A 20,315-nucleotide genomic window follows, 5' to 3' on the forward strand; every position below is an offset into this window, starting at 1 on the left:
GGGGTCAGCGGGCCGGACTGCTGCGAGGGCTGAGCGGGGGCGGCGGTACCCGAGTCCAGTGCGCGCTGCTGAGCGACGACTCCGAGAACTTCTCCGCCAGGAACTGCCCGTGCGCGATGAGCGCCGACGCGTCCTGGCGCGAGGCGGCGTCCGAGATGCGGTCGAGGTGCCCCCGAGGATGTCGAGCTGGTCGGTCAGGATCATCAGCGAGGTCTTCCCCTTGTGAACGGCGCGGCGGTCGGCGAAATCGCGCGGCAGTCGGAGGTAGCCCTCCACCGCCTCGGGCAGGGTAGCTGGTGGCGGTCGCGACGACCGTGTGACCCTGCTGGCTCATGCCGCCGAGGCGGTCCAGCCGCGGCACCATCTCGCGCACGGTCTCGTCGATGCGGCGGATGCGCGCGGCGACCGACGGCGCGACCCGCCCCTCCGTCTCGGCCCTCACGGTCGAGCGACGCCAGGATGTCGTCGCTCGTGGGAGCCGAGGGAGGACGACCGGCGCCTCCACCGGCGCGGGATCGGAGCCGCCGAACAGGCGCGACAGCCAGCCCATCCCGACTCTAGCGGCCGAGATCGAGCGAGGAGGCCGCGTCGATGTCGGAGTTGCTGCGGGCGCGCGCTCGACGTACTCGCCGGCCTTGGCCGTCTCGGTCTGCAGCACGCCGACCGTCTGCGCCATGCTGTCGAGCGCCTTGATCTTGAAGTCCGAGATCGAGTCCATCGTCTGGTAGATGTTCGCGAACGCGGCCTGCGGCTGCGGGAGCCCGACCGTGGCCGAGGCGGCCTGCGACTGGATGTTCGCCGACTGCTCGGCGAGCATCCGCGTCGCCTCGATCATGTTCGAGGTGGTCGTGTTGAGCGCCGTGATCTGGTCGAGCACGCAGGCGCTGGTTCGCCAGCGCCTGCGCGACGATGACCGCGGTGCGCAGCGCCGAGACGGTCGTGGTCGTGGCGCGGTCGACGCCCTTGATCAGCTCGACGTTGTTCTTGATCACCACGTCGATCGCCAGGTGGCCCTGGATCGGCACGGCCAGCTGGGTCAGGAGGTCCTGGTGCTTCTGCCGCGCGGCGAAGAGTACGTCCTCGCGCAGCGCCCGGGCGCGGTCCGGGTCGGTCGCGTCGAGCTCGGCGATCTTCGCCGACAGCTTCACGTCGAGCCGCTCGGCGACGTAGATGTACTCGTTGAGACGCGTCATCGTCTCCCACAGGTGCTGCTTCTCGAGGTTGAGCGCGGCGTTGTCCTTGCGGGCTCGTCCTGCCCGTCGTAGAGCGCCTGGATGATGGCGTTGAGGTGGGTCTGCGCGCTCTCGTAGCGGCGGAAGTAGTCGGTGATCTTGTTGCCGAAGGGGATGAAGCCGAGGATCTTCTTCTGCACGTTGTCCTCGGACGGGTCGAGGTCCTCGACCGTGCGGCGCAGCTCCAGCAGCGTCCGGCCGATGGTCGAGCCCTCGCTCAGACCGCCCTCCTGCAGCGCGCGCACGGGCGCCTTCAGCAGCCGGTTGGAGGAGTCGGCCGCCGAGCGGATGTCGGCGTCGCCCATCGTGCGGATGTCGTTGGCCTTCGCGCGCGAACTCGGGGCCGCGCCCTCGGACTGCAGGAGCGACGCGAGGTAGCCGTCGACCTTCGCCTCGGGCCGGGCAGCGCCTGCTCCGGGACCTTCGGCGCGATCGAGGGCGCCGGGTGGTGGGCACGGCGGCCACGGGCTCCGGCGGGGTGAGCGACGAGCGTTTCTGGACGGGCGGCTGCAGGGCCTCGGTCATCAGGGTTCCTCACCGTTCCTGGCGCGCGGCGCCGACTCTGGATGAACGTCCGGCAAGTGTATCCCGGGGTGTCAGGAGGGAGGCTGTCGCGCGCGGGGCGGGGACGGGCTGGGGCCCGCCTGGGCGTGCCGGGTGCGTCGGGCCCCGCGGTGCCCGGGCGGAGCCGCGCGTCGGAGCCGTGCCCGTCGGACGCCGCGCGCGGTGGCGCGGTGCGGCCGGTTCGCGGCGCGCGGGTCCGCCATGGGCGGGTGCCTGCCCTCGGACGCCGTGACCCGCTCCGCTCCCCCGCTCGGCGGAGCCGCGGATCCTCCGCCAGCGCTGGACCGAGGCCCGCCTTCCTGCACTGGCGGGTGGATCCGTCGCTCGTGGCGCCGCACCTGCCCCGCGGCGTCCGTCGGACGGCACGACGGCTCCTCCTGGGTCGGGCTGATCCCGTTCCGCCTCTCGCGCACCGCGTTCCTGGGTGGTCCGCGCGTGCCGTGGTTGGGCACCTTCCCCGAGGTCAACGTGCGCCTCTACTCCGTCGACGCGCAGGGACGCCGCGGAGTCGTCTTCGTCTCGCTCGAGGCGTCGCACCTGCTGCCCGTGCTCACCGCGCAGGCCGTGTTCGGGCTGCCCTACCAGTGGGCGCGGATGAGCATCGAGCACCGCCACGGCGCCGTGATCTACGAGACCTCGCGGATCGGAGAGCCGGCCGCGCGCTCGCGCATCGCGGTGCGCCCCGTCCCGGGATCGGCGGCGGAGGATCCGCTCGCCTCGTTCCTGACTCTCGCTGGGCATACTACGAGACCCACCTGGGATCGACGTGGTACGGACGCAATCTGCACCGGCCGTGGCCGCTGCAGCGAGGCCGAGCTGCTGTCGCTGGACGACGGGCTGCTGGCGGCGGCCGGGTTCCCGGGGATCGGCGGAAGGGCGCCGGACTCGGTGCTGTACTCGCCGCGGGGTCGAGACGGTGTTCACGGTGCCGAGGCGGGTGCGGTAGGGCTCGCACGCGCTGTCGGGCCACCGCGAGCAGGTCGTGGCGCGAAGCGACTCCGCGGTGGCGTGATCGTCCGGCCCGTGTCGGTGGTCCGTGGTCTCATCCTCGTATGGTTCTTCTGGATGTCGAGGCGAGGCCCGCGGGCGGCGGCGCGAGCGTGCGCGAGTGCTTCGACGACGCCCTCGTCGCCGCGCGTCGGGGCGGCGTGCGCGGTCGATGCGTTCCGCGCGCGGGCCGAGGCGCAGCGCACAGCTGGTCGAACTCGCGCGGCGCACGGCGATGGCGTTGCCGGAAGCGCTCGTCGACCCGCACGTGCAGGCGCACGTCGAGCGCGAGGAGGCGGCGATGCAGGCCCTGGTGGCGGGCTCGCGAGCGCCGGGATGCGGGTCGCGGAGTCGCTCGCCTCGGCACTCGTCGAGGAGAGCCGGATCATCGTGGAACGGGCTCCCGCAGACGCTGACGGCGCTGCGGGAGGCGGTCATCGCTCCCGAGCACGCCCGCGTCGTCGTGCGGGCGGCGCTGGATCTGCCTGTCGAGGTGCGCGGGCGCTTCGACGAGGAGCGGCGCGGATCGCCGCCGAGTGCCTCCGCCACCAGCTGCGACGCCCGCCTGCGCCTCGTCGCGAGCGGCTGCATCCGGAATCGCTGACGGCGCACGGCACCAGCGGTGCCGCCCGGCGCCGGGTCTGGCTCGACGAGGCTCGACGGCATGGCGACGCTGCCTACCTGCGGCACCCGAAGCGCACGGCGCCTTCGACCGCATCGATCGCCGCTGCCCGCGCACTGGAGGAGGCGCCGGACGAGGTCGCGCTCCTCCCGCAGCTGCGCGCCGACGTCGGCACGGCGCTCCTGCTCGACGGCGAGATCGGCGAGCGTCCCGACGGCTCGCGACCGGCGGCCGCCGTTCCGCGCGGCATCCGTCCCCGCGTCGCGGTGACGGTCCCCGTCCTGACCCTGCTCGGCCGCTCGGAGGAACCCGGCGTGCTCGAGGGTACGGACCCGTCGTGCCCGGACCGCGAGACGCCTCGCTGCACAGGCTCCCTCCGCCACGGATCCTCACCCACCCCCGAGCGGAGCGGTCCTCTCGGTCGGGCGCACCTCCTACCGGCCCCCGCCGACCTCCGCCGGGCGCTCGCTGCGGATCCGGACCTGCCGCTACGGCTGCACACGCTCGGCCTCGGACAGCGACGTCGACCACGGCGTCGAGTGGCAGCACGGTGGAGCACCGACGCCGACAACCTCGCCCACCTCTGCCGGCACCACCACCGTCTCCGGCACACGAGCAGATGGTCGGTACGCCACGGTCCGGGCGGCATCCTCGGTGGACGAGCCCGACGGGACGGCGGTACCTCACCCGACCGGAGGAACCGGAGCCGCCGGCCGACCTCTGGCGCGAACAGGTCAGCACTGCTGTGGAGGGTCCCCACCGTTCTAGTCGGCGCGCGACGGAGGATGACGATCGCGGTGACCGCAGCGCGGTGTGCGAGGCGACCGACGCGGAGCGGTGCGGTGCGGTGCGGTGCGGTGCGGAGCGGTGCGGAGCCGAGGCGGTGCAGAGCGGTGCGGAGCCGAGCGGTGCGGAGCAGAACCGATGCGGAGCGGTCCGCGGCAGGCTGTCCGCGGCAGCGCGGCCGTGACATTGCGTCTGTGGGAAGAGGTCTGTGGGAACAGGTCTGGGGCGAGGGTCCTGCCCGACCCTCGTCGGGGAGTAGCGTGGCCGATCTCCAGCCTGGTGACGACGCCGAGGTCCGACGACTCGGGAGGACGACACGAGCATGAGCGAGAACAGCACGAGCACCGGCACCGGCACCGGCTCCGGCACGAGCACAGGCACGAGCACAGGCACGAGCACAGGCACGAGCACCGGCACCCGCGCGCCGCCGCGGTCCTCTTCGACATCGACGGCACGCTCGTCGACTCCAACTTCCTGCGCATCGAGGCGTGGGCGCGAGCGTTCTGGCAGTGCGATCTCGAGGTGCCGGCTTGGCGCATCCAGCGCGCGATCGGCGCCGACTCCTCGGAGCTGATCGGCATGCTCACCGAGGACGACGTCGACGACGCCACCCGCTCGCAGCTGAAGACCCTGCGCGCGAAGAACTACGCCGAGCTCGGCGCACGCTTGACCCTCCTCCCGGAGGCGCGGGAGCTGATCCGGGAGATCGCGGGACGCGGCGTGCGTGGTCCTCGTGACCTCCGCTCCCCGGCAGGAGCTCGACCTGCTGCTCAAGGTCCTCGACCTCGGCGACGCCGTGCGCGGTGACGAGCGAGGAGGACGTCGACACGGCGAAGCCCGACCCGGGCATCATCGCGATCGCCCTGGAGCGGGCCGCCGGCCCGGACGACGCGATCATGGTGGGCGACGCCTCCTGGGACGTGCTGTCGGCCGAGCAGGCGGGCCTCGCGACGGTCGCCGTGCTGTCGGGCGGAACGGGCGAGCAGCGAGCTCCGCGAGGCGGGCGCCGTCGCGGTCTACGAAGACACCGCGGCGGTCCTGGCCGGCCTCGACGGGGGCCGCTGGCGGCTCTGCTGCGCTGAGCGCGGCGCCGCGCTGAGTACCCGCGCCGGCCGGCGTCCGGAGGGCTCGGTGCCTCCGGATGAGCGACCCGGTCGGCGCGGGACGCCCCCTACGCCTGCGGGCGGCGGCGCAGCACCGGCAGTGTCACTCCGACGGCGGCGACGACCCCGCGACGGCGCACCGCCGATCCAGGGCACGTCGCCGATCGGCACCGCATCGGCTCCGGAGGCGCCGCCGCGTCGGACCGTCACTCGGCAGGAGCGGCGGCGCCCACGAGACGTCGACGGTGCCGTTGCAGTCGGCACCGTCTCGGAGCCGTCGGCGGCGGCCACTCCTGTCCGCCGGCTGCCAGTCGAACGAGTACTCGCCCGACACCGGATGGCCGTCGGTCGACGATGCCGGGTCGCGTCGTAGGTGCCCGCGGCGCCGAGCTCGAGCGGCATGGAGGCCTCGGGTCGAGGACCGTGACGCAGCCATCGCCGTAGTACAGCCCGCGTCAGGACCGATGACGCACGCGGCCTGCGCGCGTCCGTCGTCCTCGAGGACGAGCAGGTCGTCGTTGGTGGTGACGCTCAGCGTCCCGGGCTGCTCCGTCGACGGCGTCCGCCGCGGGCGAGCTCGAGGACGAGGTAGTTGTGGGCGCTGGCGGGCGCCGCCACCGCGACCGCACCGGCGGGGCCGAGTGCGATCGCGGCGGCGGCGCTAGGAGGTGCGGCGCAGGATCACGCGGACGCCTTCGGGCCGCGACGACGCGACGCGAGCGCGACGGCGACTCCGACCGCGCCGACGACGAGACCGCCGACTCCGAGGACGCGGGCGACGGCGTCGGCCCCGCCCGCTGCGCTGGTCGAGGACGCGGTCGTGGCCTCGGCGGTCTCCTCGTCCTCGGTGCGAGGTCGGAGCCGCTGCCGTGGTGGCCTGCACCGTCCTCCGCCGCGGTCACCGCGACGACGGGAGCGGGCAGCTCGGGCTCGTCCTCACCCTCGACGGTCGGCTGGTCCACGCGGTCGAGCCGGTCTCGCAGGTCTGCAGGACCGGGAACGCGAGGGCGTCACCGGCCGCGTCCTCCAGGAGCTGCAGCTGCAGCGAGACGGTGTGCGGCCGTCCGCGGCAGGGTCCTCGCGGTGTAGACGACGTCCGAGACGCGCTCGGTGACGGAGGCGCCGTGCGAGTCGGTGATCGGCTCGGCGAGCTGAACCTCGTTCTTCGCGACGTCCCAGTTGGGGTTCACGGTCAGGCTGACCGAGTTGATCCCGTCCGGGATCGTGATGGTGAGGACCGGTCGTCGGCATCCTGCAGCCGTGCGCGAGGGAGAACGTGACGACGGTGTACGCGCCGGCGGCCGTGGTGCTCGCCGTGGCGCTCGCTGGGCGCTGGCGGCGGTCGGTGCGGCGAGTGCCAGTGCGACGGAACCGGCGGCCACCAGCGCGCCGCTGCCGACGAGGCGGAGACGGAGGAGGGGCGCGCGGCCGAGGTGCGGGTGGAAGAGGTGCGGGTCGAGGAGTGCGGGTGGAGGAGTTCATGATCTCGGGTCCTTGAGGGTGCCGGCGATCGCCGAAGGCGTCGGATGCGCGACGCGGGGATGCGGTGCGCGCGGGTGGACGCCGGCCGAGCACGCGCCCGGAGACGGAGCGGTGTCAGACGGCGTGCAGGACGCGCCGCGGCGGACCGCGGTGCCGCAGGTGCGTCCAGCACCGCGTCGAGTGGACGCGGGGACCGCGGCTCCGGGGCGCCCGTCACGGCGACCGAGGGGCCGACGAGGTCGAGCAGGACCGCCGCAGGCGCGGGCCAGGGCGCGCACGACGATGCGCACCAGCCGCTCGCCGAGAAGAAGAGAGGCCTCGCCGCGACGCACGGCGGCGATGGTGAGGACGGCCGCGACGAGGTGCGCGAGGGTCATCGGGACGGAGTGGGCGGCATGACCGCTCCCGGCCGCGACGAGCTCGAGCGTCGATCCGTCGTGGAAGTGCGCTCCCGATGCGGTGGTGCCGACGACGCTCACCTCGCCGCCGCCCGTGAGGAAGAGCCCGTGGAAGGCGAGCTGGCTGAGCAGGACGGAGACGGACAGCCGCAGGAGCGAGAGGGTGCGTCCCGCGAGGAGCACGCAGACGACCGCGGCGAACGCGGAGGTCAGCGCGAGGATCGCCGGCGATGGCGCGTGGGCTCCCGCGAGGGTGTGCGAGGCGGCGGCGGTGACAGTCGCAGCGACGGCGGCGGCGAGGCCCCGCGCGACTCGCCCACCTGGTGTGCACCTGCGGCCCCGTTCCTCGTCCGGGCGGCCCCTGATGGTGACCGCGCGCCAGCGCCCGCGAGGGCGAGCGGCTTCCAGGGTAATCGACGCGCCTGCACGCCGAGACGAGGTTCCGGGCGGTCGAGGATGCTCGGCGGCGCCGTTACGAAGCCGTTACCGAACTTCTCCGATCCGTTCCAAACCCCCTGGGCAGAGCTCGAGACATGTCAACGGCCGCGAAACGGTCCGCACAGCAACAACCCCTTGGCACGACCAGGACAACGGAACCCGTCACCAGGACCGTCTCACGAGGAAGCATCATGCGAACCACCAAGCGCACCACTTTCGCCGCATTCGCCCTCATCAGCATCGCGACCCTCGGCCTCACCGCCTGCTCCAGCGGCAGCGGCGTCGACCACCGAGTCCACCGAGGAGTCGATGTCGTCCTCCCGCCGATGGAGTCCTCGACGCCCATGGAGACCATGGACCCGGCCGCGAACCTCGTCGGCCCCGGCTGCGACCACCTACGCCGAGACCGTCCCCGACGGCGCCGGCTCGGTCGCCGGCATGGCCCTCGACCCGGTCGCGACCGCCGCGTCGAACAACCCGCTCCTCAAGACCCTGACCGCCGCGGTCTCGGGCCAGCTCAACCCCGACGTGAACCTCGTCGACACGCTGAACAGCAGCGAGTTCACCGTCTTCGCCCCCGTCGACGACGCCTTCGCGAAGCTCGACGCCGCGACCCTCGAACTGCTGGCGACCCCCGAGGGCGCCGAGACGCTCTCGTCGGTCCTGACCTACCACGTCGTCCCCGGCCAGATCACCCCCGATGACATCGAGGGCACCCAGACCACCGTCCAGGGGACCGACCTCACCGTCACCGGCTCCGGCGACGACATCAAGGTGAACGACGCGTCGGTCATCTGCGGTGGCGTGCAGACCGCCAACGCGACCGTGTACGCCATCGACACGGTCCTGATGCCGGCTGCGTAAGCAGTCGCAGTCTCCGACTGCTGAGAACGCCGAAGGGCGGGCACCGCGGGTGTCGCCCTTCGGCGTTGCTGCGCGACGCGGAGCGCACCGGTGCCGCACCGACCAGAAGAGGCGCGGACCCCGTGGGGAGTCCGCGCCCTCTTCGTCGTGCGGCGCCCTACTCGGCGGCGGCGCTGATCTCGGCGAGCACGCAGGTCACCGGGGAAGGCCTGCTCCATGTCCGCCTCGATCTCGGCGCGCTCGAGCAGCTCCTCCATGCGGTGGCGGCGGTTGCGCGTGATCAGGGTCACGACGGTGCCCTTCTTGCCTGCGCGGCCGGTGCGGCCCGGGCAGTTGCAGGTACGTCTTGTACTCGTCCGGCGCGTCGGCCTGGATCACCAGGTCGATGTCGTCGACGTGGATGCCGCGGGCGGCGACATCGGTGGCGACGAGCACGTCGGCGACGCGTCCGCTGGTGAGCATCGCCAGGTTGCGCGTGCGGCGCGACTGGTTGAGGTCGCCGTGCAGGCTCGTCGCGGGGATGTCCGCGTGCTCCAACTGCTCCGCGAGCTGCTCGGCGAACGCGCGGGTGCGGGGCGAAGATCAGCGTCTTGCCCTCGCGCGCGGCGAAGCTGCTCGATGATCGCGCCCTTGTCGCGGTGCTCGATCACCAGGACGCGGTGGTCGATGGTCGGGCGCCTGGTCCTCGCCGGCGACCTCGTGCACGCTCGGCTCGACGAGGAACTCGTCGACGAGCGTCGCGACGCCCTTGTCGAGGGTGGCCGAGAAGAGCAGGCGCTGTCCGCCGGTCGCGGTGCGGCGGAGGATCCGCTGCACCGGCTCGGGGAAGCCGAGGTCGCACATGTGGTCGGCCTCGTCGAGGACCGTGATGGTCACCTTCGAGTCGAGGCGGCCCTGCTCGACGAGGTCCTCGAGACGGCCCGGCGTCGCGATGACGATGTCGACTCCGCGCTGGAGGGCGCCGACCTGCTTGTACTGGGGCACGCCGCCGAAGATCGTCGTGGTGAAGAGGCCGACGGAGCGCGCGATGGGCTGAACCGTGCGGTCGATCTGCATCGCGAGCTCGCGGGTGGGGGCGAGGATGAGGGCGCGGGGGGCGCGGCCCTGCTGGTCCTTGCCCCCGTTGTTCTCCATCAGGCGCTCGACGACCGGCGCGCCGAACGCGATGGTCTTGCCGGAGCCGGTCTTGCCGCGGCCGAGGACGTCCTTGCCGCGGAGCACCTCGGGGATCGTGGCGGCCTGGATCGGGAACGGCGCGGCCGCTCCCATCGAGGTCAGCTGACGGACGATGTTGGCGCCGAGGCCGAGGTCGCCGAACGACACGCCCTCGACGTCGACGGCCAGGGTCGCGGTCGCCTCGAGGCGCTCGAGGACGACGTCGTCGACCTGGTGCGAGCCGCGGGTGTCGCGCGAGGGGTAGAAGTCCGAGGAGTCGCGGCGGGGGCCGCGGTCGCTCCGGTCATTGCGGTCGTACGACGTGCGGGCGGGGCGCTCGGTGCGGGCAGGGGCGCTCGGTGCGGGCGGGGCGCTCGGTGCGGGCGGGGCGCTCGTCGCGGTCGAACGGGGCCGGACGGCCGGTGCGGTCGAGCGGGCCGGACGGTCGGTGCGGTCGAAGGGCGGGCCGGACGGTCGCTGCGGTCGAAGGAGCGGGCCGGACGGTCGCTGCGGTCGAACGAACGCGCAGGACGGTCACTGCGCTCTCGGTGCGGTCGTAGAGAGCGGGTGGGGCGCTCGGTGCGGTCGGTCGAACGAGGCGGGACGCTCGCTGCGGTCGTAGGAGCGGGCAGGACGCTCGCCGCCCCGGTCCGCCGAGCGCGCGGGACGGTCGTCGCGGTCGAACGAGCGCGCCGAGGCGGTCCGTGCGATCGAACAGCAGCGCGGCGCGCGCTGCGGTCGTAGGAGCGGATGGGACGCTCGCCGCGGTCCGCCGAACGAGACCGGACGGTCGTCGCGGATCGAACAGCGCGCCCAGGCGCGTCGCCTTGCGGTCGCCAGGAGCGGACGGGACGCTTCACCGCGGTCCGCCGAACGGGCCGGACGGTCGTCGCGGTCGAACAGAGCGCGCCGGGCGCTCGCTGCGGTCGGCCGCGAGCGCGCGCGGGACGGTCGTCGCGGTCGTAGGACCGCGCCGGACGCTCGGTGCGCTCGTCGGCGCGGGCGGCGCGCTCCGTCCGGCGTTCCAGCGCGCCTTCTTGGGCGCGTTCTCGTCGACGGGGCGGTAGCCGCGGTGGCCCTCGCTGCGCGCGCCGGGCTTGGCCGCGGGGAAGCGCGAGCCCGGCCTCCGAGCTGCGACTTGCCGCTGAGACGCGCCGAAGCGGTTGGGCTCGAAGTTCTTGGCGGGGCGTCCGCCGGCGGGCTTTCTTGTTCTTGGGCATGGCTGTCTTCCTGGGTTCGGTTTCTGCGCGGGCAGGCGCCCGCCGAGCGCCCTCGTGGGGCACGCGATCCGAACGCCGCCTGCTGGAACCCGGGCGAGTCTTTGACCGGGGCCGATTCCCCCATGCTTGATGTCTCTCACGACGACTGTCCGGGGATCCGGCCCGCTTGACTAACAAACCCATCCGCGCGCTGAACGCACGGTGTCAAGAGCCGACCGAAGGAGTCTACACGCGCCGCGCGCGCCCTGGCTAGGGCGGGGTGCTCCTCCAGGCTAGGATGCCCGGCCGCTCTCACCCCTCCGACGTCGCGCGCCGCGCCCGGTACGCCGCGACGTTCGCCCGGTTTGCCGCAGTTGCCGGTGTCGCAGTAGACGCTTCGAGCGGTTGCGCGAGAAGTCGACGAGCACCGCCTCGCAGTCCTCGGCCGCGCAGAATCCGGATGCGGTCGCGCTCGTCGCCGCGCACGACGTCGACGAACGCCATCGCCGCCTCCACAGGCGATGCGCGTCGCGAGCGGGCTCTCGTCCGCGTCGCGTGCGGAGTGCCACCCCAGAGGCCGTGGCGCACGAGCTGCGGCAGGGCGCGTCCGTCCTCGAGCATGGCGGTGACGAGGGCGACGAAGGTCCTCCTCGGCGCTGGTCAGCCAGAGCGAGCGGAGGGAGGAGCGGACCGACCGGATCGCCTCGAGCTCGGCCGTCGAGTGCTCGCGGCTGCCGGTGTAGCGGTTGACGCGCACGAACTCGTCGAGCTGCTCCATAGAAGCGTCGCGAGCTCGTCCTCCCCGAGTGCGAGAGCTCGGGCAGCGTGTCGGCGAGGGGAGGCGGTCGAGGTCGGCGGCGCTTGGGCGATCGTGAGCGAAAACCATGTTGACTCCTGACAGGGCGAGCCGCTACCGTCTGGATGACGGGTGGCTGTCACGAGCATAGCCAGTGTGACTCCTGACTACTCATCACTCCCCTCGTCTCGAAGGATGCGCGCATGACCGCCAGCACACCCCCGCGCCGACTGGGCTCCGGCCTCGCGCTGGCCCTCGCCGCCGCGGCGGCCTTCGGCCTCGGCGGTCCGCGTTCGTGAAGCCCCTCCTCGAAGCGGGATGGACCCCCTCCGCCGCGGTCCTGTGGCGGGCCGGAGGCGCGGCGCTCGTCCTCGCGACCCCCGCCGCCCTCTCCCTCCGCGGCAAGTGGCACGTCCTGCGGCGCAACCTCGGCACGACCGGCCTCTACGGCGTCTTCGCCGTCGTCGCCGCGCTAGCTCTGCTGCTACGGCCGCGATCGAGCGCATCGATCGGTCGGCATCGCCCTGCTGATCGCCGTAGGCCTGGCCCCCGTCTTCCTCGTCCTCTTCGCGTGGGCGCGCATCCGGCCGGCACCCCGGCCGCTTCACCCTCGCCGGCTCGGCCGTCGCCCTCGCGGGACTCGTGGTGGTCCTGGACCTGTCGGGCGAGTCCCGCTCTCGAAGAACTGATCGGCATCGCCTGGGCGCTCACCGCACCTCCCTCGGCCTCTGCGTGTACTACGTCATCGCGGGACGGGTCGACCCGGAGCTGCCGCCGATCGCGCTCACCGCCGAGGGCGATGACGGTGCGGCGCGGGGATCCTGCTGATCCTCGGGCTCACCGGCGTCGCCCCGCTGCGGGCGGCCTTCGGCGACGTCGTGTTCCTCGGGAACGAGATCGCCTGGGCGGTCCCGGCCGCCGTGATCCTGGGCATGTCGACGGTGCTCGCCTACCTCCTCGGCATCCAGGGCGGCTCGCGGCTGGGCACGCGCATCGCCTCGTTCGTCGGCCTCACCGAGGTGCTCTTCTCGATCCTCGCGGCGTGGGCGCTGCTGGGCGAGCTGCCCGCGCCGATCCAGTTCGCGGGCGGCGCGCTGATCCTGACCGGCGTGGTGCTCGTGCGGCTGCAGGCGGAGGAGCCGACGCCCGCAGCTCCCCTGCCCGAGCCGGCCGTCGCCGCCCACCCTCCGGTGACCCCCGCCTCCACCCCCTGATCGCGGGGGACCTGTAGGTCCAGCGGCGTGCACCCCACGCTCGTCTCACCCATGCGCGAGCCCACCCGACCCACGCGACTGATCGCCCTGTGTGCGGCGACCCTCGGGCTCGTCGCCGCGGCCCTCACGGGGTGCGCGAGCACGACTCCCGTCTCGGAGCCGATCGCCCAGGCGGCGGGCGCGGCAGCGGTCCCCGCCTACGCCGACATCCCCGTCACCGCCGACGTCGTCTACGACGAGGAGACGGGTCAGGCCGTCGACGTCTGCTCGCCGACCGACGCGCTCCTCACCGGCGCTCTCCCGGCCGTCCTCGTCGTGCACGGCGGCAGCTGGGCCCGGGGCGACAAGGCCGACGCGAACTGGCGGCCGCTCTGCCAGTGGCTGGCGTCCGAGGGCTTCGTCGCCGTCTCGGTGAACTACCGCCTCGCTCCCGCCGCGGTCTTCCCCGCCCAGATCGACGACGTCTCGGCGGCGCTCGACTGGCTCCTCGCCCCCGAGCAGACGGAGCGGTTCGGCATCGACCCGGATCGCGTCGCCGCGTTCGGCGGGTCGGCCGGCGGCAGCTCAGTCTCGCTCCTCGGCACGCGTGACGGCACCTCCTCGCAGCTGAACGCGGTCGTCGACCTCAGCGGCCCCTCCGACCTGACCGCCGCGGGCATGGCCGACGACGACCCGGCCGTCGGAGTCGCGCCGGCCGTGCGGACCTACCTCGGCTGCCCCGATCTCGCCGCCTGCAGTGCCGCCGCGGAGGCGTCGCCGATCGCACGTCGACGGCAGCGAGCCCGCGTTCCTGATCGCCCACTCCGGCGAGGCTCGGGTCGCCCGGTCGCAGTCGACCGCCTTCGCGGACGCACTCGAGACCGCCGGCGCACGGTCGAGCTCCTCGTGCTGCCGGGCACTCAGCACTCGATCGCCATGCTCGACGAGAGCCTGCGCACGTCGGTCGTCGAGTTCCTGCGCGCACCTCGACGCTCCCGTCGTGCAGAACCTCTCCCTCGAGCCGGCGGGAGCGGCGGAGCCGACCTCGTGACCGGGGCGGTCGCCGTGCGGCTCGAGCACTCCGACTCCCCCGGTGCCGCCGCGCTGCTCGCCCTCACCGATCGCGGGACGTCGCTCGACCGCGGCACGCGCGGCTCTTCGTCGCCCGAGCCGAGGGCGCCCTCGACGACCGCCCGCTCGGCCTCGTCGCCCTCGCTCCGGGGCCCGACGACTTCGCCGAGCTCGTGCGCCTCGTCGTGCTGCCCGAGGCGCGCCGTCGGGGCGTCGCCCGCCGCCTGGTCGCCGCCGCCGAGTCGTGGGCGAGGGTCCAGCGGATCCGCACCCTGCGGTTCCGGGTCGACGCGGCCGACGACGCGGTGCGGTCCGCCGCCGAGCGCTCGGGTACATCGAGGTCGACGGCTTCGGCGCGGACGTCGGCGACGACTCCGCCGCGTGCTTCGCGAGGGCTCTGACCGACTGGCTGCTCCGACGGACTGGCCGCTCCGACGGCGTCGCACCGCTCGCGTCCGGGCCCGAGCGCCCGCAGCCCGGCCGCCGCTCCTGCCGCCGCGATCACCACGACGACCAGCGGAGCCTTCAGGAGCGCCGCCGCCGCACCGACCGCGACCCCCGCCACCCGTGAGACGGGCGCCGCCCCGGCGCCGTCGGTCGCCGAGCACCAGGGCGACCGCCACCAGCAGGACGACCGTGCCGCGCTCGACGAGCCGCTCCGCCTCGTCACCCAGGGCATCCGGTCGCGCAGCAGCGCGCCGCCCGCCCGCAGTGCGAAGCTGCCGACCGCGAGCCGACGATGCCCACCGTGACGGCCGCGATGCTCACGAGCGTCCCCGTCGCGCCGTCGCCGCGACGGCGGCCAGGGCGAGCACCGGAGCCAGCCCGAGCGGCACCACCGGCACCGCCGCGAGCGCCACCGCTCCCCGAGCAGCGCTGCGGCGAGCGTCGGCGCACCCCGCAGCCCCGGCAGCGCGAGCGCCAGCAGCACCGCGGGGAACACCGCGTCGAGACCGAGGACGGAGGGATCCGTGACCACGCCGCCCAGGAGCGCCCCGACGAGCGCTCCCAGCGGCCGAGCGGCCAGCACCACCGCGCCGGCGGCCCAGAACAGCACGCGGCGGCGCTCGGGAGTGCGGCCCGAGAGCGCGAAGGCGATCGTCTCGTCGTTCGCGAGGTGCGCGGCGAGGAGCCTGCGCCCGCCGCGGCGGACGATCCCGCCGGCCGCCATCCCGTAGGGGCAGCGCTCGGGCGTTCACGAGGAGGGCGGCGAGAGCGGCGGCCAGGGGGCGCCTCCCGCGGCGACGACGCCGACGAACAGGATCTCGGCCGAGGCCCCGAAGACCGCGACCGCGAGCAGCAGGATCTGCCAGAGCGGGAATCCAGCCCCGGTCGCGCCCAGGCCGTACGACACTCCGATGACGGCGACCGAGACGCCGACGAGCCCCAGTGCGCGAGCGTCCGCCACTCCGACCGTTCGAAGCATCGAACGAAGGGACGGCATACTGGTCATGCGGGCCAGTGTGGCGGCCCTCCCTCCGTTCGTCAAGTCGAACGGCTGAGCGATAGGACGAACATGACCGACGGCCCCACTCCTCGCGACCTCGTCGCCTCCTCCCTGCGGCGCGAGCGCGCGGCTCGGGCTGAGCATCTCGAGATCGCGCGCCGGGCCGGCATCGCGAAGTCGACCCTCTCGCAGCTCGAGGCCGGCGAGGGAACCCGAACCTCGGACGCTGTGGGCGCTCGGCGGTGCGCTGGGCGTGCCCTTCTCGCACCTCGTCGAGCCGCCGCGGCGCACTGTGCAGCTGATCCGCGCGGGCGACGGACCCCGGGTCGCGTCCGCCACCGCGGACTACGCGGCGACCCTCCTGAGCGCCTGCCCGCCCGGGGCGCGCCGCGACCTCTACGTCCTCGCAGCCGAGCCCGGCGCCGCGCGCGACCTCCGCTCCGCACGCGCGCGGCACTCTCGAGCACCTCGTGATCACCGCCGGCCGCGCACTCGCGGGCCCGTCGGACGCACCGGTGGAGCTGAACGTGGGCGACTACCTCGCCTATCCCGGCGACGAGCCGCACGTGTTCGACGCGCTCGAGGCGGGGACTACGGCCGTGCTCGTCTCGGGCACGTCTGAGGGCTCCGGCGGAGCGCGGCGAGCGGATCGCGGCGAGCGGACCGCTCAGTCGAACGAGCAGGCCGGGTCGTCCGACAGCGCCCGCTCGATGCGCCCGCGGTGCTCGTCGGACATCGGCGGCAGCGCGTCGAGCGCGAACCAGCCGACCTCGCTCGACTCCTCGTCGGCCACGCGCGCCTCGCCCGACACCCAGCGCGCCCGCACCACGTGGTCGAGGTACTTGCGCGCGGTCGCCGTTCGGATACGTCATCGGCGGGAGGGTGCGCACCTGTACGAGGCGCTCGACCTCGATCTCGACGCCCGCCTCCTCCAGCGCCTCGCGCCGGGCCGTGCCGGCGACCGTCTCGCCCGGGTCGATGACGCCGGTCACCGCGGTCCACGCCCCGGTGTCGGAGCGGCGCACGAGCAGCACCCGCCGCACCGGCTCCCGCGCGTCGAGACCGCCGCGGAGGATCACCGCGGTGACGCCGGTGAGCCAGAGCGGCTCCGTGCCGACGTGCTCGCGCAGCCGCAGGATGAACTCCGGAGTCGCCGTCAGCCCGCGAGCGCCCCGGCGTCGAACGGCTCGGGTCGGAAGTCGAAGGCCACGACGCCGGCCGTGTCGAGCACCGGTCCGACGAAGCCCTTGAAGGCGTCGTGCGCCGGGTCGAACATCCCGTCGCCGTCGACCGCCGGGCGGCCGACGTAGTAGTTCAGGTCGCCCTCCGACGCGAAGGTCAGCAGGAACGCGCGGTCGAAGCCCTCGCCCGCGCCCTCCGTGCTGAGCTGCGGTCCGGTCTCGATCGAGACGATGTACGGCTCCCCGTCGCGCACGCACTCGTCGGCGAGCGAGAGGAAGCGCGCGGTGACGGCGTCCACCTCCGAGACGAGCGCGGTGGGGCGGAAGCGGAAGAGCACGATGTGACGGATCGTCCCCGGCCGGTAGCCGCGCGAGACGAAGGCCTCGGCCCCCACCTCGGCGAGCGCCGCCTCGGCCCGCTCGGGACCGCTGCGCCAGCGCGAGCCGATGGTCAGAGCCTCGTCGGGAGGAGTGGTGTCCTGATCGATCGTCATGCCGACGCCTTCCCGGCGCGAGCGGCACGCCGCCGCTCACGATACCCCTCGACCAGGTTGTAGATGACGGGCAGGACGACCAGGGTCAGCACCGTGGACGAGACGAGTCCGCCGATCACCACGATCGCGAGCGGCTGCGAGATGAAGCCGCCGTGCCCGGTGATGCCGAGGGCCATCGGGAGCAGCGCGAAGATCGTCGCGAGCGCGGTCATCAGGATCGGGCGCAGTCGCCGCTCGGTGCCGTGCAGCAGCGCCTCGCGCACCGGCATCCCCCGCTCGCGGTACTGGTTCACGAGGTCGACGAGCACGATCGCGTTCGTCACCACGATGCCGATCAGCATCAGCACGCCGATGAGCGAGGGGACGCCCAGCGGGACGCCCGTGATCACCTGGAGCAGGATCGCTCCGGTCGCCGCGAACGGCACCGACACGAGCAGGAGCAGCGGCTGGAGCAGCGATCGGAACGTCGCCACCATCACCACGTAGACGATCAGGATCGCGACCAGGAGCGCGATGCCCAGCTGCGAGAAGGCCTCGGTCTGGTCGGCGGTGACTCCGCCCAGCTCGGCCGAGACCCCGGCGGGCAGGTCGGTGCCGTCGATCGCGCTCTGCACCGCGACGTTGGCCGAGGCCAGGTCGTCGCCCTGGGGGGTCACGGTGATCGTGGCCGTGCGCTGACCGCGCTCGGTGGTGATGCTCGCCGGTCCGTTCGTCTGCTCGACGGTCGCCAGGGTCGAGAGGGCGACCGGCCCGGCGAGCGTGGGGATCTCGAGCGCCGCGAGCTCGTCGATCGTCGCCGGCGGCTGCGCGTCGGCGAGGTAGATCGAGAGCGTGCGGTCCTCGATGACGACCGAGCCCGCCTGCGAAGGCTGCAGCGCCTGGCTGACGAGGGTGCCGATCGCGACCTCGCTGAGCCCCGCCTGCGCCGCGGCGGCGCGGTCGACGCGCACCGCGACGTACGGCAGGGAGGAGGACAGGTTCGACTCGGCCTGGCTGATGCCGTCGGCTCCGCGCAGCGCCTCGAGCAGCGCGTCGTTCGCGCTCTGCAGGTCGGACTGCGACGCGGTCGTCAGGTCGACCTCGATGTCCGAGGAGGCGCCGAAGCCGGAGGAGGCCGAGACGCTGATGTCCTCGGGGTCGGCGATCGCGCCCAGCGCGTCGCGGACCTCGGACTGCACGACCTCCTGGTCGGCGGAGTCGTCGGTGGTGACGGAGTAGCTGATGGAGTCGCCGCCCCCGCCGCCGAACGCGCTCTGCAGGCCGCCGCCCGAGGACCCGATCGCGAGCTGCACGGTCTCGACGCCCTCGACGTCGAGGATCGCGGTGCTCGAGGCCTGGGCGGTGACGTCCTGCGCGTCGAGGCTCTGGCCCACCGGCACCGTCTGGGTCACCGTGAAGGTGTCCTGACCGCTGGCGCCGAGGAAGTTGGTCTTCATCAGCGGGTAGAGCGCTCCGGTGCCGACCAGCACGAGCAGGGAGAGCAGGACCGTGACGACGGAGTGCTTGAGCGTCCAGGCGATGATCGGGCCGTAGACGCGCTGCAGCGCGGAGGCCTTGCGCGGCGCCGCGTGGGCGGCGTGGTGGCCGTGGGGCTGCCCCTCCTGCTGCCCCTCCTGCTGCCCCTCCTGCTGCCCCTCCTGCTGCCCCTCCTGCTGCGCCGCCCGCTGCACGATGGGCGCGACCGCGGTCTACCCGAGGCCGTCCGCTCCTCGTCGAGTGCGGCCCGCGCGGCCTCGCGGACGCCCGGCCGCTTCGAGGGTCGGAGGAACCAGTACGCGAGCACCGGCACGATCGTGAGCGCCACGAGCAGCGACGCGAGCAACGCGATCGTCACGGTCAGCGCGAACGGGCGGAACAGCTCGCCGGTGGTGCCGCCGACGAACGAGATCGGCAGGAACACCGCGACGGTCGTGATGGTCGAGGCGGTGATCGCTCCGGAGACCTCGCGGACGGCGCGGACGATGGTGCCCGCCCGCTCCTCCCCGCGTCGAGGTGCCGCTTGATGTTCTCGATCACGACGATGGAGTCGTCCACGACGCGGCCGATCGCGATGGTCAGCGCGCCGAGGGTGAGGATGTTCAGGGTGTAGCCGGCGGTCTGCAGGCCGATGAAGGTGATCAGGACCGAGGTCGGGATCGAGATCGCGGTGACGAGCGTCGAGCGGACCGACAGCAGGAACACGAGGATCACGAGCACGGCGAAGACGAGGCCCAGGGCGCCCTCCTGGGCGAGCGCCGCGATCGACTCCTGGATGTAGGGGGCCTGGTCGAAGACCGAGGTGAAGGTCACCCCGTCGCCGAGCGACGCCTCGAGATCCGGCAGGAGCGCGGTGACGCCGGTCGAGACGTCGACCGTGTTGGCGGCCGGCAGCTTCGTGATCGAGAGGGTGAGCGCGGGCTGGCCGTTGACCCGCGAGATCGAGGTGATGGGGGCGTCCGTCACCGCGACCGAGGCGACGGAGCCGATGGTCGGGAGGGCGGCGGGGACGGCGGGCACGGCTCCGGGGGCGACTCCTGCTCCCGGAGCGGCAGCTCCCGGTGCGGCTCCGGCGGAGGCCGTCGACGACGGCAGCAGCGGCAGCGACGCGATGTCGTCGGTCGAGCCGAGCTTCATGACCGGACTGCACCGAGAACGTCGATCCGTCCTGGGTGATCTCGCCGCCCGCCACGAGCACGCCGTTCTGCTGCAGGGCCGTGCGGATGTCGTTCGCGGTCGCTCCGGTGGCGGCGAGCTGCGCGTCGTCGGGGGTGATCGTCACGCGCTGGGCGCTCTCGCCGACCAGCGCGACCTCGCGGACCCCGTCGACCTTCTCGAGGTCGGGGATCACGCTCTCGCGCAGGCGGCTCGCGAGCGCCTTCGCATCGCCGTCGCTCGAGACGGCGAGCTGCAGCACCGGCAGATCGTCGAACGACCCCGTGACGACCTGCGGGTCCACGCCCTCGGGCAGGGTGCTCCTGATGCGGTTGATCGCCTGCAGGATCTTCTGCTCGGCGGTCGCCAGGTCGGTGCCGTAGGTGAAGGAGGCCGAGATGAGCGACGAGTTCGTCGAGGAGGTCGCGCTGGTGGTCTCCAGGCCCGGCACTCCCTGGATCGCCGTCTCGATCGGCGTCGAGACGTCGTCGTTGACCACCTCCGGCGCGGCGCCCGGGTAGCTGGACACGACCGCGAGCTGCGGGAACGAGATCGAGGGCGCCAGCTCCTGCTTCAAGCCGGTGAGCGCGACGCCTCGAACACGGCGACGACGACGGTGACGAGGGCGATGAGGCCCGGTTCTTCATGCTGAGGACCGCGAGGAGATGCACC

Annotated in this window: 20 protein-coding genes and 7 pseudogenes; 10 read left to right on the forward strand and 17 right to left on the reverse strand. The window is 73.4% G+C overall.

Going from position 1 to position 20,315, the window contains the following annotated elements:
• Window positions 1-4 precede the first annotated feature (4 nt).
• The 4 genes and pseudogenes from AC0CII_RS10095 to AC0CII_RS10110 form a co-directional block, all read right to left on the reverse strand.
• Window positions 5-676, reverse strand: a complete 672-nt coding sequence (locus AC0CII_RS10095; protein ID WP_465231087.1) for a hypothetical protein — start codon at window positions 674-676, stop codon at window positions 5-7.
• A pseudogene (locus AC0CII_RS10100) lies at window positions 677-835 on the reverse strand (toxic anion resistance protein); the annotation flags it as partial.
• 97 nt (window positions 836-932) lie between these two features.
• A pseudogene (locus AC0CII_RS10105) lies at window positions 933-1,193 on the reverse strand (toxic anion resistance protein); the annotation flags it as partial.
• Entirely contained in the window at window positions 1,190-1,537 is a 348-nt protein-coding gene (locus tag AC0CII_RS10110; protein ID WP_465229342.1) for a toxic anion resistance protein, read from the reverse strand. The pseudogene AC0CII_RS10105 and the gene AC0CII_RS10110, both read right to left, overlap by 4 nt.
• Window positions 1,538-2,024: 487 nt before the next feature.
• On the opposite strand from AC0CII_RS10110, the gene AC0CII_RS10115 reads away from it, so the two are divergent.
• The 3 genes from AC0CII_RS10115 to AC0CII_RS10125 are packed head-to-tail and all read left to right on the forward strand — an operon-like array spanning window position 2,025 to window position 5,273.
• On the forward strand, window positions 2,025-4,517 hold the full coding sequence (locus AC0CII_RS10115; protein ID WP_465229343.1) for a DUF2071 domain-containing protein: 2,493 nt from the start codon (window positions 2,025-2,027) through the stop codon (window positions 4,515-4,517).
• A complete protein-coding gene (locus tag AC0CII_RS10120) occupies window positions 4,471-4,998 on the forward strand; it encodes an HAD family hydrolase (protein ID WP_465229344.1) in 528 nt (175 codons plus the stop codon). Before AC0CII_RS10115 ends, AC0CII_RS10120 begins: the two co-directional genes overlap by 47 nt.
• The gene (locus AC0CII_RS10125) at window positions 4,995-5,273 is read left to right on the forward strand and encodes an HAD family hydrolase (protein ID WP_465229345.1); all 279 of its coding nucleotides are present in this window, start codon (window positions 4,995-4,997) and stop codon (window positions 5,271-5,273) included. The genes AC0CII_RS10120 and AC0CII_RS10125 overlap by 4 nt, the downstream gene beginning before the upstream one ends.
• A 124-nt stretch (window positions 5,274-5,397) precedes the next feature.
• Here the strand turns inward: AC0CII_RS10125 and AC0CII_RS10130 are convergent, their stop codons facing one another.
• From AC0CII_RS10130 to AC0CII_RS10145, 4 genes are all read right to left on the reverse strand, one after another.
• On the reverse strand, window positions 5,398-5,730 hold the full coding sequence (locus AC0CII_RS10130) for a hypothetical protein (protein ID WP_465229346.1): 333 nt from the start codon (window positions 5,728-5,730) through the stop codon (window positions 5,398-5,400).
• Between the two features lie 19 nt (window positions 5,731-5,749).
• Window positions 5,750-6,256 (reverse strand): hypothetical protein, encoded by a 507-nt coding sequence (locus AC0CII_RS10135; RefSeq protein WP_465229347.1) that lies wholly within the window; start codon window positions 6,254-6,256, stop codon window positions 5,750-5,752.
• Window positions 6,257-6,304: 48 nt separating this feature from the next.
• Window positions 6,305-6,676, reverse strand: a complete 372-nt coding sequence (locus AC0CII_RS10140) for a DUF1775 domain-containing protein (RefSeq protein ID WP_465229348.1) — start codon at window positions 6,674-6,676, stop codon at window positions 6,305-6,307.
• A gap of 96 nt (window positions 6,677-6,772) precedes the next feature.
• Window positions 6,773-7,357 (reverse strand): hypothetical protein, encoded by a 585-nt coding sequence (locus AC0CII_RS10145; protein ID WP_465229349.1) that lies wholly within the window; start codon window positions 7,355-7,357, stop codon window positions 6,773-6,775.
• A gap of 446 nt (window positions 7,358-7,803) precedes the next feature.
• Between AC0CII_RS10145 and AC0CII_RS10150 the strand changes: the two are divergent.
• Window positions 7,804-8,476 (forward strand): annotated as a pseudogene (locus AC0CII_RS10150) (fasciclin domain-containing protein).
• A 195-nt stretch (window positions 8,477-8,671) separates the two neighbouring features.
• On the opposite strand, the gene AC0CII_RS10155 reads toward AC0CII_RS10150, so the two are convergent.
• From AC0CII_RS10155 to AC0CII_RS10170, 4 genes are all read right to left on the reverse strand, one after another.
• Complete coding sequence (locus tag AC0CII_RS10155) at window positions 8,672-9,013, reverse strand: helicase-related protein (protein WP_465229350.1); 342 nt, start codon at window positions 9,011-9,013, stop codon at window positions 8,672-8,674.
• Between the two features lie 45 nt (window positions 9,014-9,058).
• Window positions 9,059-9,799, reverse strand: a complete 741-nt coding sequence (locus AC0CII_RS10160; protein WP_465229351.1) for a DEAD/DEAH box helicase — start codon at window positions 9,797-9,799, stop codon at window positions 9,059-9,061.
• Between the two features lie 688 nt (window positions 9,800-10,487).
• The gene (locus AC0CII_RS10165; protein ID WP_465229352.1) at window positions 10,488-10,991 is read right to left on the reverse strand and encodes a hypothetical protein; all 504 of its coding nucleotides are present in this window, start codon (window positions 10,989-10,991) and stop codon (window positions 10,488-10,490) included.
• Window positions 10,992-11,142: 151 nt separating this feature from the next.
• A complete protein-coding gene (locus AC0CII_RS10170) occupies window positions 11,143-11,451 on the reverse strand; it encodes a hypothetical protein (protein WP_465229353.1) in 309 nt (102 codons plus the stop codon).
• Between the two features lie 817 nt (window positions 11,452-12,268).
• Between AC0CII_RS10170 and AC0CII_RS10175 the strand changes: the two genes are divergently transcribed.
• From AC0CII_RS10175 to AC0CII_RS10195, 5 genes and pseudogenes are all read left to right on the forward strand, one after another.
• Window positions 12,269-12,454: a hypothetical protein gene (locus tag AC0CII_RS10175; protein ID WP_465229354.1), complete on the forward strand. Its 186-nt coding sequence runs from the start codon at window positions 12,269-12,271 to the stop codon at window positions 12,452-12,454.
• A gap of 50 nt (window positions 12,455-12,504) precedes the next feature.
• A complete protein-coding gene (locus AC0CII_RS10180; RefSeq protein WP_465229355.1) occupies window positions 12,505-12,840 on the forward strand; it encodes an EamA family transporter in 336 nt (111 codons plus the stop codon).
• Between the two features lie 51 nt (window positions 12,841-12,891).
• A pseudogene (locus tag AC0CII_RS10185) lies at window positions 12,892-13,590 on the forward strand (alpha/beta hydrolase); the annotation flags it as partial.
• A gap of 410 nt (window positions 13,591-14,000) precedes the next feature.
• Window positions 14,001-14,291 (forward strand): annotated as a pseudogene (locus AC0CII_RS10190) (GNAT family N-acetyltransferase); the annotation flags it as partial.
• Window positions 14,292-14,861: 570 nt separating this feature from the next.
• The gene (locus tag AC0CII_RS10195; protein WP_465229356.1) at window positions 14,862-15,068 is read left to right on the forward strand and encodes a hypothetical protein; all 207 of its coding nucleotides are present in this window, start codon (window positions 14,862-14,864) and stop codon (window positions 15,066-15,068) included.
• Window positions 15,069-15,085: 17 nt separating this feature from the next.
• Here the strand turns inward: AC0CII_RS10195 and AC0CII_RS10200 are convergent, their stop codons facing one another.
• On the reverse strand, window positions 15,086-15,298 hold the full coding sequence (locus tag AC0CII_RS10200) for an AzlC family ABC transporter permease (RefSeq protein WP_465229357.1): 213 nt from the start codon (window positions 15,296-15,298) through the stop codon (window positions 15,086-15,088).
• Window positions 15,299-15,590: 292 nt separating this feature from the next.
• Between AC0CII_RS10200 and AC0CII_RS10205 the strand changes: the two genes are divergently transcribed.
• Window positions 15,591-15,959, forward strand: coding sequence for a hypothetical protein (locus AC0CII_RS10205; RefSeq protein ID WP_465231088.1), 369 nt, complete (start codon window positions 15,591-15,593; stop codon window positions 15,957-15,959).
• 45 nt (window positions 15,960-16,004) lie between these two features.
• On the opposite strand, the gene AC0CII_RS10210 is transcribed toward AC0CII_RS10205, so the two are convergent.
• The 4 genes and pseudogenes from AC0CII_RS10210 to AC0CII_RS10225 form a co-directional block, all read right to left on the reverse strand.
• The gene (locus AC0CII_RS10210) at window positions 16,005-16,166 is read right to left on the reverse strand and encodes a hypothetical protein (RefSeq protein ID WP_465231089.1); all 162 of its coding nucleotides are present in this window, start codon (window positions 16,164-16,166) and stop codon (window positions 16,005-16,007) included.
• A gap of 115 nt (window positions 16,167-16,281) precedes the next feature.
• Window positions 16,282-16,416, reverse strand: a pseudogene (locus AC0CII_RS10215) (NUDIX domain-containing protein); the annotation flags it as partial.
• 77 nt (window positions 16,417-16,493) lie between these two features.
• A complete protein-coding gene (locus AC0CII_RS10220; protein WP_465227797.1) occupies window positions 16,494-17,012 on the reverse strand; it encodes a Dabb family protein in 519 nt (172 codons plus the stop codon).
• A pseudogene (locus AC0CII_RS10225) lies at window positions 17,009-20,314 on the reverse strand (efflux RND transporter permease subunit). The gene AC0CII_RS10220 and the pseudogene AC0CII_RS10225 overlap by 4 nt, the downstream one beginning before the upstream one ends.
• Window position 20,315 lies beyond the last annotated feature (1 nt).

This window comes from Rathayibacter sp. AC182 (assembly GCF_979253875.1).